This is a genomic window from Bacillus sp. FSL H7-0578, assembly GCF_038630855.1.
In the GTDB taxonomy this organism is placed as follows: Bacteria; Bacillota; Bacilli; order Bacillales; family Bacillaceae; genus Bacillus; species Bacillus safensis.
The window spans coordinates 1,339,463-1,351,706 of the sequence record NZ_CP152045.1 but is presented as its reverse complement, the minus strand read 5'-3'; the positions used below and the strand labels follow the sequence as shown (position 1 = coordinate 1,351,706).

Below are 12,244 nucleotides of genomic sequence, written 5' to 3'. Positions count from 1 at the left end.
CATTCTACCCCCAGCTTACTGATATGTTAATTGCTGTTCCTACATATTGAAAAATTAACGATAAGATATAAAAGACGCCTATAATCACCCAAGAAATTCTCGGTGATATACGCCCAACTTGGATGAATAAAAAGCCTGTTAAAACAAGATTCCAGATCACAAATAGATCGATATTGGCTAACACCGCATGCCATGGACCAGAAATTCGAATGAGTGCGTTTAACGAAGTAACAGTGACATCTTTTGGAACATGAAAAAGGATTACTGCCAAATGAGAAATAATCGTCCCAATGATCGTAACGGGTGTAATGAACAGAACCGCTGAAAACAGCTGCCGAAATGATGCATCACCTTTCGCTAAAAATACGATGAACTTATATATAGCAGCATTGATGACAATCCCAAATACCAGACCAATGAGCGTCACCACATAAACAACAGGTACCGGCAAACTTAAATCTGCCCACATTCCCTTATTTACGAGCTCAGACAAATAAGTCACAACAACTGTTAAAATAAGCACACAAGATAAAGGCCACCAAACAACTGGATTTTCCCATACTCTTTTCAGGTGCTCTGATGGTCTTGTGCTCACTCCAATGATCGTAGGTTTTTGCATGTTTTCTTTCACCAAATGTCATCCTCTCTATGTCAAGCAAATATGCAAACGCACAATGACGCTCTTTTTCTTTCTATTTTATCAAAAGATTGCCAATAAGTGATCGATCATTTGATTTTCTTATTTTCGTTGAGAAAAAATTTTATCTATTATTCTATTTTCACGAATGAAACCCTTCAAATGACCCCATGATCCGACCATATTCATATCAAGAATCGTGCTTTTACTGACTTAAAAACATTTTATTAAGTAAACAATATGTCTTTCGGAATAAATATCCTTTTCTTTTGGATTCGCATGGTCTTAGATAGACACAACAATTTTTTGTTAAAATAATCCTAGTAATTTGGACAAATCCCGGCTTTATAGGACTATGATTGGTTTCTTTTACAGAACAAATAAGTCTTTAGTATCAATACTTTCATATTAAAAAATTAAAAATAAAGGGATTTTACTTGATCAAAAGTTATTTTTTCATATAATGTAAAATAGAGGTAGGTTAAATGATAGTGGAAATGGAGTCAAGTGAATGTTAAGAGAAAAATTGAAAATGCAATTGATTTTACTGTATGAAAAGGAACAAGAAGCATGGCAATACTTTCGAAAGGAAAGAGAATCGATTTATCATGAGCTCAAATTACTTGATATGAAAGAAAGCAGACCTTCTAACGACAAAATATACTACGCTGCAAGATGTGTAGATATTATCAAAGAGAAAAAGGGAAGCATTGTGAGCACAAAAGAATTAAAGGAACAGCTTCAAGCCCAAACAGATTTCAATGTGAGAAGAATCAGCGAATTGTATGATCTCATTCAGCAGCTCGATCCTCACATTTCTAAAGCAAGAAGGGGATGTTTTATTTACGAAGATCACACCCAAGCACCTCTACAAACTTTTCACACATAAAAAATTGGTTACAGCCGGGCGGCCATAACCAGATCCTCTAATATCTATTATCCACCACTTACAGGAGGAATGAGTGCAACAGTGTCCCCGCTACGCACTTCAGCATTTCCCCTCGTATATATTTCGTTGACTGCAACCATTACGTTTTGTGCAGCATCAACACCATATACCTCCTGTAATTCTATTTTAATCTCATCAACCGTTGTTTGTTCTTTTTGAATGATGATTTGTTGTTTCCCGGCCTTCTCAGCAAGGCCGGCGAACAATAACACATTAATCATGCTGATCACCTTCTTTCTCTGCAAGTTGAAGATGGCTAGGTTTACCTTCTGGATATGAAACCGTTTCAAGCTGATTACCTATCCAGGCCTCTCCATCTTCCCAATATTCTTTTTTCCAAATAGGAACGATTTCCTTGATTCGTTCAATAGCATATTCATTGGCTTCGTAGGCAGCCTTCCTATGAGGAGAAGAAACGGCGATCGCAACAGCAATATCCGTTATCTCAAGTGTTCCAATACGGTGCACAATCGCTGCTTCAGTGTCAGGCCACCGATTCTTCATTTCTTGTCCAATCTGCCTTAGCATACTTTCCGCCATTGGTATGTATGCTTCGTACGTTAAACGCAATGTTTTCTTGCCGTTTGTCCATTCTCTGACCGTCCCGATAAACGTTGTAATCGCTCCTGCCTTTCGTCTTGTCACATGCTGAATCAATTCGTTTACCTCAATCGGCGTTTTTGTTATTTTAAAAAGTTCGCTCAAAACGTGCCGCCTCCCTTCAATAAGTGAAAAGCAAATGTCATCCCGCGCTTATCAAAAGCTGAAAACACAGGAAACGGGTAATTTTCGGTTAATGGATCCTCTTGAGAAAAATAAATAGCTGCTTGTATATTAGAAAGAGTTGAAAGGTCAATAAGCTCCTCTTCGTTTTTTACACAAACGATTTTGCGATAAGGCGCCTGTTTGTACCCTTCTATGAGAACAGCGTCTAACGGAAGATGCTGACACATGCTGAGCAGCTGCTCTAACGTGATGTGCTGCATCGAAAAGTGAAATTCACCCTCTCCTTCAACACCTGCGGCATATGCCCCTGCTTGTACATATCGATCGGTATCTTTTTCTTTGAAAAGACGATCTGGTGTCCCCCCATGTCCATGGTGTTTAAAGCAGCCTAGCTTCAGCCCTTCACATTCAGCCAGCTGACAGAGCTTTTCGATCAAGGTAGTCTTGCCGCTATTTTGATAACCGACCACCTGTAATATGCTTAATTTGTCATCCAGCACGAGGAACCACCGCCTTTGTGCTGAAACAGCAGAACAGCAACTTGATCACCTGCTTGAAAACCTCTTGTTCCCCCAGGCAGCACGATGAAACAATCAGCCTCTGCAATAGAGGTCACTGCACTTGATTTATCAAGACCTGTCGGAGTCACACTGATGTGACTGCCAGTGAATTGAAGGGCAGCCCTAACAAAACGAGTAAACGGATTGGCTTTTGGAAAATCATGTGTGAGTTTCGCCTCAGCAAAAGCGGGAAATGGATTTTCTTTCATATACCATTTATAGATGATCGGCTTCACAAATAATTCAAAGCCCACAAAACAGGCAGCAGGATTTCCGGACAGCCCAAACAGCAATTGGCCATTCGGCATTGCAGCCACAGTCGTCACACTTCCAGGTCTCATGGCTACTTTATTAAACAGCACCTTGGCTCCCAGTTTTTCATAAATGGCAGGCAGAAAGTCAAAATCGCCCACTGACACACCGCCTGTTGTAATCAAAATGTCTACCTTGCTTATGGCTGCTTTTACTGCATGATAACTTTTGTCAAAGTCATCGGAGACTCCGCCTAAATCAAGCGGCTCAGCTCCGGCCTCAAGTACCTGCGCATAGACCATACTAAGATTACTATTTCTAATCTTGCCGTCCACCATGGCATCACTTACTTGAAGAAGCTCTGTGCCTGTTGAGATAATGCCAATCACCGGTTTTTTGACAACTGGCACTACCGCATATCCGAATGTCGCCAATAGAGCCGTGACGCCAGGAGTGACATCTGTTCCTTTTTTGACCATCACGTTTCCTTTGAGTACCTCTTCTCCTTGACGAGAAATATTGTCTCCCTTTTTCAGCGGTCTTTTCAGTGACATGAATGATTTGCCGCCTTTTTCAAAAGTCTTCGTCAGTTCAATCATGATAACGACATTTGCGCCATTTGGAATTTTTGCTCCTGTCATAATACGAATGGCCTGAAAGGGACCGATGGTTTTTGCTGAGACCATTCCTGCACCAATATGATCAATGACTTCGAATTCAACTGGATGCTCGCTTGATGCTTCTTTTGTATCTTCTGCCCGAAGTGCAAAGCCATCATACGGAGAACGATCAAATGCCGGAACATCATGGTCTGCCAAAATATCTTCTGCAATAAACCGTCCAAGGCTGTCCTTTAAAGGGACCCATTCTATTTCTCCATGTTTTTCGTATTGGTGGACTTTCTTTATGGCCTCTTCTACTTGTATTGGCTGCCGTCTTTCCATCACACTTCACTCCTATATCCCTAGCAGTCTTGCTAGTAATGAATTGGCTTCTTTTTCATCATTTGTTCCATGGATTAATGCACGTCCCCCTTTGAAACAGACCATTCGGTAGTTTTCGTAGCGTACATGGATTAAGAAGTCGTTTACTTCCACCTCACATATAGATGAGAGCCGCTCTTTTATATGCTGAAATGATAGTTTTGCTAAATCCTTTGATACAATTTGAACGGTGTCACGTCCACAAAGCACCGTGGATTTTTTACGCTGGTCATGTAAATAAGGATAGGTTCTTGCCGTGCCGCAAGTTGGACAGTCTTTCTGCTTCGTGCGAGATAAATCCATTTTAAAGGATGTAGACTGCCAAAGATCAAACGTGACAAATTTCCGCTCGATTTGCTCTTCATGACCTGTTAAATATTTGAGTGCCTCTGTTTGCTGATAAGCAGAAACCATTTGAACGGCAGGTGAAATAATCCCCGCTGTATCGCACGTCAAGCCGCCAACAGGCATTGCCGTGAACACACATGATAAACATGGCGTTTTATCCGGCAATATGGCCATATACATCCCCTGACTGCTCACACAAGCGCCATATATCCACGGCGTCTTTGTTTCTAGTGATAAATCATTCATGACCATTCTTGTCTCAAAATTATCTGTTGCATCAATGACGATATCTGCTCTCTGGAATAACGGCCTTAACAGCTCCGCCCCTGCATCTTCAATCAGGGCGTGTATGGTCACTTCATAATTGATCTGCTCGAGACGTTTTTTTGCCGCAGCTGCTTTTGGCATATGCGCCTTTGCATCATGTTCCGTGTACAGCTGCTGCCGCTGTAAATTTGAAAATTCCACATAATCACGATCGACAATCGTAAGCGTACCGATGCCAGACCGGACAAGCCCTTCCGCAGAGGCGGTACCAAGAGCACCGGCTCCAACGATCAGAACATGACTTTCAGCCAGCGCATGCTGTCCTTTTTCCCCAACCGGAGGGAACAAGATTTGTCTTGAATATCGGTCATTCAATGCTGCTCTCTCCTCACCGTTTTTTATGTATCATATCATACCGTTTTCAGGTAAATCGCTTCTTTTATTGATATTACGAAATTCGTTTGATGTCACGTTCAGTTCTTCCTCTGAAACGATGCGCACTTGAAGCTTTTGAAGCAAGTCTTTAATGGCTAATTGATTCTCTTTTAAACACGCGCGAATAAACGGCAGAGAGCGGCGGTGATAAAACGCAAATAAAGGCTGTAATCTGCCCTGATCAAGCGGGATGACGGCGTCTGCGTGCTCGCTGCAATAAGACGATAACACTTCCGCTGTTTCCTTCCGTATGAAAGGCATGTCACATGCCGTCACTAAATACCAATCTGCCTTTTGCTTTTGCATCGCCGTATATATGCCGGCAAGCGGTCCGCATCCGCGCACCTCTTCATCATCTAACCACACACTTTGTTCACCTCTTGCTTTGAAAAAAGGAAGAAGCGATGGATGGCTGATGATGACCGTCTGCCCTTCTAAAAGCTGCTCTTTCACATGCTCATATAATGGTTTCCCTTGATACATATGACTTGCCTTTGGCTCTCCAAAGCGTCTGGAAGCGCCTCCAGCTAAAATTACATTCACTACGTGCATCCTCTAAGTCCTCCTTTGATATGGTTGTTCTAATCGCACTCCTTTCGCATACTTTATTGGTAACATGAATAAGGAGGGTCTATCGATGAACAGGCGTCATGCTTCTCCCCTATTCCATGATTTATCTCAAGAGAATTTATACTTAAAAGCTGAAACTGCCAAATATCAACAAATGATCTCTGATTTACAGTCCTCATATACGTATTCTAAAAATAAGAAGTTAACTCAAGAATATCATGAGATGAAAAAGGATTTCACGCAATTAAAACAACAATTGGATGAAATGACCAATGATCAACACGATGCTGCCTCAAAAATACAGGATCTCTCCTACAGCAAATCAGAATTATTACATAAAATGGTCCTTCTCCATGAGATGCTGCAAAAGGAAACCTATCATAGAAGAAAAGAAACAGAAGAAAAACACAGGCTGCATTTGAAAGTTGTCAAATATAAAGAAATCTCTCAACAATTAAATGAACGGATAGAGGATCAAGATAAACGACTTACAAAAGAGAAAAAAAAAGGAAATACTTTATCCGCAGTGATTGAGAAGCTGCAGCAAACATTGGGCAATAAAAACGCAGAGCTCCATGTATTACAGGAAGGCGTCAGACATCTTCAAGAGCGTTTTTATGAAACACAGGAGAAATTACTGCAAATTGAAAAAGCAAAAGAAGCGATTTTTTACGAAACACTCACAAGCTATCAAAAACAGTTAGCAGAAAGCGAAGAATGGATTGCATCTCATTTTGCTGATATTGACCAGTCAGCACAAACAAATGCACAGCCATTCTCACGAGACCGCATCCTGCAAACGACAGAAGAAATCGAACCGATCTTGAAGAAACTCAACGAACAAGTTCAAACACTTCAGGAACAAGTCGATGCAGTGCAGCGTAATGGAGAGGTCATGACAGTCAAAATCGACAGCTTCAAAAAACAGCGTGATCATCTGCCCAAGGAACGCAAAATTGTCTATACAGTTGATCAAAAGAAATAATTCTCAAAATAAAAAACTGCTGGCTTTTATGCCCAGCAGTTTTTTATTTATTCGTCTTCTGTTTGAATGTCGCCTTCTAAAATATACTGTCCGCGATAAGGCTTCTTCACTTCAGGGTACATTTTAATTAAGCTTTGCATAAACGTTGTCATATTTGGGATTTCAAGACCGCTCTCTTTTTCGATCTCTTTTTGAAGCTCTGAGCTTTTAATCGCTGCATTATGACGCTTTAACGTTTTAATCGCAGCTTCACGAAGCTTCGCTGCCTTAGAGCCAGGACGAGCTGTGCCTCTTCTGCGTCTTGTCGATCCTTCAGGAATACCTACAGGCGCACCGTTTAGCTGTCCTGTTCCTAAAGATGATGATTGTGGTTGTGCCGGCTGCTGGTAGCTTCTCATTTCTTGCGCAGCAAGCTCAGCTAATACAGGCAGTGAATCCGTCTTTCTCTCTGTACGTACTTCTTTTTTTGTATCTGACACTAGACCTGTTCCTTGACGGTCTAATTCTCTTAATTTTGCATAAATCGCATCTCGCTCAATTTGATATTCACGGATGACCTTTACTTCTGCCTCGTTTAATTGTTCCAATCGTAAACGTAACGCTTCCCTCTCATTAAACAATGGATTTCCCCCTCATCATATAAAAAATATTCTATAGTAAATATTAGATTAGAAAACTAATTTTATCAACTATTTTTTTATCATTTTACAGTTTGCTAACAGATAGGTATTTTCAACTAAAATTTTGCCAAAGAGGAAAAATCGGCACCCATTTCATTGCCACTATAGGCTTTTGACAAACCTTAAAATATTGTAAAAAAATTGAATAAACGCTTATACTACTTGATTTATATAGTTATTTACCTAACTGAAATTTCTTTTGTGCAAAAACGTTCTGAATAGTAAAAAGTTAAAATCTTTACATTTTCATTTCAAAACAAAAATGTAAATAGGTCGTTATACCTTTTTGTTTCAGGGATATTTTTTAATAAACTCCCTCATTTTCTCTTTTCTTAGGAATAACACCTACATAAAAACTCATCCGAAGCCATATGCTTCCTAATTTTGTCCATGAAAAAACCCCCATTTATGGGGGAAAAGCTTATTCTGCAGCCTTTTCAGACTCAGAAAGCACTCGATTGACACGTTTTTCAAGCATTTTCATTCCGCTTCCGCCGGCTTGGAAGTGGCGCAAAGCACCTGTTTTATCAAATACATAATATGCCGGTACATATTCGTTTTCAAAGGCTTCTGTTAAGTGATGATCACTGTCCACAAAGATTGGCTGCGTAATTTCATGCTCTTTCGCAACTTCTTTGATTTTTTCTAGATCTAGGTCATCCTCTGAACGAGGCATATGAACTGCCACAACGTTTAGTTGATCCTTGTATTCATCACGGAATTGATTGACTTGAGGCATTGCCTCTTTACAAAGATGACAGCTGACTGACCAGAAATGAATCAATGTTGGTTTGTCACCAATCAAATCTTCTTTTGTTACTTCTCCATTTAACCATTCTTTTGCACCAGTTAGTTCTGGCATTGGTTGACGTAATTTCATTATGAAGCGCCTCCATCCATTGTATGTGTCGAAACAAAAAGGTCTAACATCAGTTAGACCCTCCTGTTTCTTCAGTTATCAATTAAAGTGTTTTTTGACCAGGTTTCCAGTTCGCTGGGCAAAGTCCACCAGTTTGTAATGCTTGAAGAACACGTAATGTCTCATCTACATCACGACCGATATTGTTGTGGAATACTGTTTGGTATTGTAGTTCGCCTTCTGGGTTAATGATGAATAAACCGCGAAGAGCAATTCCTTCTTCTTCAATTAAAACGCCGTATTCTCTAGATACTGTGTGGTTAGTATCAGCAGCTAACGGGTATTTTAATTCACCTAGACCATTATCTTTACGGTCTGTATTGATCCAAGCAAGATGCGTGTGGATTGTATCAGTAGATACACCAATGATTTCTGCATCTAAATCTTCGAACTCGTCATAACGATCGCTCATTGCTGTAATTTCAGTTGGGCAAACAAATGTGAAATCCATTGGATAGAAGAAAAGAACTGTCCATTTGTCATTCTTCATGTTTTCCTCTAAACTTACTTTACCAAATTCCTTGTTAGCAAGTACTGCTTCCATTTCAAAACGTGGAGCTTGTTTTCCTACAAAACGCTCTGCCATATGTAAATCCCTCCAAAAAATAATATCTTTATACAGTCTTCTTAGCTGTATATAAAATGAGAATCAAAACTTAAAATTCTCATTTAGTTAATAACTTCACAATTACAATTATAATACTTATGCGATTTTTAGTCAATATTAATTAATAATAAATTTAATTAACGATTTGTCACAATTCCTGCTCTACTTATCAAAAGTTTAACATGACTTGCATAAGGGAACAAATGATTAGCTTCTCTTTTAGAGCATACATAGAAAGGTTTTGAAGATTATGAGAGCATTTCAACAAGTAGATTGGGTTTCCATTATCCTCAATAGCAGTATGATTTTGCTAAAACTAGTCGCCATCTTTGCCATTTACTTTATCATCAGAGCCATAGGAAACAAGATGATTAAGCGCGCCTATTCAACATTCGCTGAAAAGCATGAGGTCTCTTTATCAAGAGCTCAGACACTGCAAAGTTTGACGTTAAATATTTTCGCCTACTTATTGATTTTTATTCTAGTTGTGATGATCCTCGACTTATTTCATTATAACCCGACCGCTTTACTGGCAGGTGCGGGCGTTGTGGGACTTGCGATCGGCTTTGGCGCTCAAGGGTTAGTGAGTGATATTGTGACTGGATTCTTTATATTATTGGAAAAACAATTTGATGTAGGAGAATATATAACGGTCGCTGGCTTCGATGGGATTGTCGAACAAATTGGCCTAAGAACCACGCAGCTTCGAAGCTTTGACGGCACCCTTCATTTCATTCCAAATCGCAGCATACTGAATGTAAGCAATCATTCAAGAGGGACAATGCAGGCACTCGTTGATATTGAGCTGTCACCGGATGAAAATGTGGATCAGATGATCACAGCCCTCCAAGCTGCCTGTGATGAGGTACGGGAGGAAACTCCTCAAATTATCGAAGGTCCTCAAGTTGTCGGCGTAGAGGCGTTCGGTTCCTCTTCCCTTGTGCTGCGCATCATAGCGAAAACTGAAACAATGGAGCAATGGCGAGTGGAACGAATCTTGCGCAAAAAAATGAAAGAAGTACTCGATATAGAAAAAGAGCAAAAAGAACCGGGATCATAATCTACCGGTTCTTTTTCTTGTTTTATTGAACACGCTGTTCTACTTCTTGGCAAATTTCATCAGCCGTCATACCTGATGCTGTAATAACAGATGCCTTTGTTGTTGTGTCTGAAATGCCAAGAACATTTGAATCTAGTCCTGTGACGACATAACAGTCACACTGATCCATTTGCTGTTCATTTTGAATACGTACGACATCATATCCTTTTTGCTTCAATAGTTCTTCTACATCGGATAAAGATTGTTCTACACCAATTCTTGTCATAATCAAGAACACCTCCTGTTCATAAGGTGTACAGGAGGCAGCTCGATTATTCATTCCCCAGCTTGCTTTTTAAAATAAGCCGTCATGACATTCACAGCTGTTTCAATCGCGTTTTCATCAGGCTGGAGCTTTGCATGGTGCAGGCCGTATTCTGAATCGACCCCTAACCAAAACATGAAGCCGGGATATTTTTTCAGCATGTAGCCAAAATCTTCTCCTGTCATGGCTTCTCTGCATTCAATCACATTTGCTAGCCCTTCTTCGGCTACATATGACATAAATTCCTCTGTCAAATCCTTTGAATTGTCCACTTCGTAATAAGAGGAAGGGTATTGAACGGTTGCCTTGCATTCGTAGCCAATTTCAACGCCTTTTGCCAATGCTTCAATTCGCTTTCTCACCTTGTCCATAGACTCTGGGGATAGTGTGCGAATGGTACCGTCAAGCTTTGCATGCTGCGCAATAATATTTTGAGCCGTTCCACCGGTAATTGTACCGACTGTAATGACCGCACTATCAAGGGGATCGACATTACGCGAAATGACCGATTGCAGCTGACCTACAAGTGCACTTGCAGCAACAACCATATCATTTGCTAAATGAGGATATGCAGCGTGTCCGCCTTTTCCTTCAAGCTCAATCACAAGCTCACTCGTATTGGCAAATAACAAACCAGGCTTCGTAGCAATTGTTCCAACAGGATATTCAGGTGCGATATGCAGCGCTGTAATAAAGTCTGGTGTCCATTTTTTCAATACATCACTTGCAAGCATCGGTTCAGCTCCGCCTGGCCCTTCTTCTGCCGGCTGGAAGATAAATAATACGTCTTCTTTGATCGGTTCATGAACGAAATGATCAATGATACCAAGTGCAATGGTCATATGAAGGTCATGTCCACATGCATGCATCTTTCCTTCATGCACAGATTCAAATGGATACTCTGTTTCCTCAGGAATAGACAGACCGTCCATATCTGCACGATAAGCAAATACGCGCGTTGGATTTGTTCCCTTCACTTTCACAAAAAGCCCAGTTCGCCACGTTTCAATCTCAACTCGATCTTTTGAATAGGTGCTAAGGTGCTGAATGAGATACGCTTGAGTTTTAAATTCTTGGAAACCAAGCTCAGGGATTTGGTGTAAATCTCTTCGAATGGATATTAATTGCTCACGATTTAACAAGTGAACTCACTTCCTTTCTTCTATACGAATAAGACGTGGATATCTCATCCACGTCTTTGTCTTCAGCTGCGAATTATATAATTAAAGCTGACGCAGTTCTTGTTTGATTTCAGTCTTACCTTTTGTTTTCTCATCAATGTCTTTGATTTTCTTAGCAGGTGTACCTGCTACAACTGTGTAAGGCTCTACATCGTTTACAACGATCGCACCAGCAGCTACTACTGCACCTTTACCAATTGTCACGCCTTCTAGAACAACAGCGTTCGCACCGATGACAACGTCATCTTCTACAACAACTGGTTTAGCAGACGGCGGCTCAATGACACCTGCAAGAACAGATCCAGCACCGATATGACAGTTCTTACCTACTGTCGCACGGCCGCCAAGCACCACGTTCATGTCAATCATCGTACCTTCGCCAATCACAGAACCGATATTAATAGAAGCACCCATCATAATGACTGCATTATCACCGATTTCAACTTGGTCACGAATGATTGCCCCTGGCTCAATACGGGCTTTAATGTTTTTCAAATCTAACATCGGAATTGCAGAGTTGCGGCGGTCATTTTCCACGACAACATCTTCAATTTTATCTTTGTTAGATGCTAGCGCTTCTTGAATTTCGCTCCACTCACCGAAAACAACTCCAGTGTTTCCTGTGATGAATGTTTTTGCATGTTCACCAAACTCAATACCTTCTAAGTCTCCTTTGATATAGACTTTGACAGGTGTTGATTTTGTACTATTTTGAATAAATGAAATAATTTCATTAGCGTCCATTTGTTTCATGTATGTATGTCCTCCTCTTAATTTATAC

At 40.4% G+C, this 12,244-nt stretch carries 16 protein-coding genes; 3 read left to right on the top strand and 13 right to left on the bottom strand.

Annotated elements, in window-relative coordinates; translation table 11 throughout:
- Positions 1-4: 4 nt before the first annotated feature.
- Positions 5-631, bottom strand: a complete 627-nt coding sequence (locus MHB41_RS06895; protein WP_101677442.1) for a YIP1 family protein — start codon at positions 629-631, stop codon at positions 5-7.
- 517 nt (positions 632-1,148) lie between these two features.
- Here MHB41_RS06895 and MHB41_RS06890 point away from each other — a divergent pair.
- Entirely contained in the window at positions 1,149-1,526 is a 378-nt protein-coding gene (locus MHB41_RS06890) for a hypothetical protein (RefSeq protein ID WP_024424734.1), read from the top strand.
- A 47-nt stretch (positions 1,527-1,573) separates the two neighbouring features.
- Here the strand turns inward: MHB41_RS06890 and moaD are convergent, their stop codons facing one another.
- The 6 genes from moaD to MHB41_RS06860 are packed head-to-tail and all read right to left on the bottom strand — an operon-like array spanning position 1,574 to position 5,709.
- A complete protein-coding gene (gene moaD / locus MHB41_RS06885) occupies positions 1,574-1,807 on the bottom strand; it encodes a molybdopterin converting factor subunit 1 (protein ID WP_061109776.1) in 234 nt (77 codons plus the stop codon).
- Positions 1,800-2,291: a molybdenum cofactor biosynthesis protein MoaE gene (locus MHB41_RS06880; protein ID WP_034281605.1), complete on the bottom strand. Its 492-nt coding sequence runs from the start codon at positions 2,289-2,291 to the stop codon at positions 1,800-1,802. The genes moaD and MHB41_RS06880 overlap by 8 nt, the downstream gene beginning before the upstream one ends.
- Entirely contained in the window at positions 2,288-2,812 is a 525-nt protein-coding gene (mobB, locus tag MHB41_RS06875; RefSeq protein ID WP_061109970.1) for a molybdopterin-guanine dinucleotide biosynthesis protein B, read from the bottom strand. The genes MHB41_RS06880 and mobB overlap by 4 nt, the downstream gene beginning before the upstream one ends.
- Positions 2,794-4,071: a gephyrin-like molybdotransferase Glp gene (gene glp, locus MHB41_RS06870; RefSeq protein ID WP_046310815.1), complete on the bottom strand. Its 1,278-nt coding sequence runs from the start codon at positions 4,069-4,071 to the stop codon at positions 2,794-2,796. The genes mobB and glp overlap by 19 nt, the downstream gene beginning before the upstream one ends.
- 9 nt (positions 4,072-4,080) lie before the next feature.
- Entirely contained in the window at positions 4,081-5,097 is a 1,017-nt protein-coding gene (locus MHB41_RS06865) for a thiazole biosynthesis adenylyltransferase ThiF (RefSeq protein ID WP_024426874.1), read from the bottom strand.
- A gap of 30 nt (positions 5,098-5,127) precedes the next feature.
- On the bottom strand, positions 5,128-5,709 hold the full coding sequence (locus MHB41_RS06860; RefSeq protein WP_024426873.1) for a molybdenum cofactor guanylyltransferase: 582 nt from the start codon (positions 5,707-5,709) through the stop codon (positions 5,128-5,130).
- An 85-nt stretch (positions 5,710-5,794) separates the two neighbouring features.
- On the opposite strand from MHB41_RS06860, the gene MHB41_RS06855 reads away from it, so the two are divergent.
- Positions 5,795-6,712 (top strand): hypothetical protein, encoded by a 918-nt coding sequence (locus tag MHB41_RS06855; RefSeq protein ID WP_024426872.1) that lies wholly within the window; start codon positions 5,795-5,797, stop codon positions 6,710-6,712.
- 47 nt (positions 6,713-6,759) lie between these two features.
- On the opposite strand, the gene rok is transcribed toward MHB41_RS06855, so the two are convergent.
- From rok to ahpA, 3 genes are all read right to left on the bottom strand, one after another.
- Positions 6,760-7,332, bottom strand: a complete 573-nt coding sequence (gene rok, locus MHB41_RS06850) for a transcriptional regulator Rok (RefSeq protein WP_024426871.1) — start codon at positions 7,330-7,332, stop codon at positions 6,760-6,762.
- Between the two features lie 481 nt (positions 7,333-7,813).
- Positions 7,814-8,272 carry a TlpA disulfide reductase family protein gene (locus MHB41_RS06845; protein ID WP_024424727.1) on the bottom strand — a complete coding sequence of 153 codons (459 nt, stop codon included), beginning with the start codon at positions 8,270-8,272 and terminating at the stop codon, positions 7,814-7,816.
- An 82-nt stretch (positions 8,273-8,354) separates the two neighbouring features.
- Positions 8,355-8,897, bottom strand: coding sequence for a biofilm-specific peroxidase AhpA (gene ahpA / locus MHB41_RS06840; protein ID WP_003211758.1), 543 nt, complete (start codon positions 8,895-8,897; stop codon positions 8,355-8,357).
- 271 nt (positions 8,898-9,168) lie between these two features.
- Between ahpA and MHB41_RS06835 the strand changes: the two genes are divergently transcribed.
- Positions 9,169-9,978, top strand: coding sequence for a mechanosensitive ion channel family protein (locus MHB41_RS06835; protein ID WP_024424726.1), 810 nt, complete (start codon positions 9,169-9,171; stop codon positions 9,976-9,978).
- A gap of 22 nt (positions 9,979-10,000) precedes the next feature.
- Here the strand turns inward: MHB41_RS06835 and MHB41_RS06830 are convergent, their stop codons facing one another.
- The 3 genes from MHB41_RS06830 to dapD all read right to left on the bottom strand — a co-directional run bounded on the left by MHB41_RS06830 (position 10,001) and on the right by dapD (position 12,216).
- On the bottom strand, positions 10,001-10,243 hold the full coding sequence (locus tag MHB41_RS06830) for a YkuS family protein (protein WP_024424725.1): 243 nt from the start codon (positions 10,241-10,243) through the stop codon (positions 10,001-10,003).
- Positions 10,244-10,293: 50 nt separating this feature from the next.
- Complete coding sequence (locus MHB41_RS06825) at positions 10,294-11,424, bottom strand: N-acetyldiaminopimelate deacetylase (RefSeq protein WP_340898795.1); 1,131 nt, start codon at positions 11,422-11,424, stop codon at positions 10,294-10,296.
- 81 nt (positions 11,425-11,505) lie between these two features.
- A complete protein-coding gene (dapD, locus tag MHB41_RS06820; RefSeq protein WP_008347987.1) occupies positions 11,506-12,216 on the bottom strand; it encodes a 2,3,4,5-tetrahydropyridine-2,6-dicarboxylate N-acetyltransferase in 711 nt (236 codons plus the stop codon).
- Between the last annotated feature and the right edge of the window lie 28 nt (positions 12,217-12,244).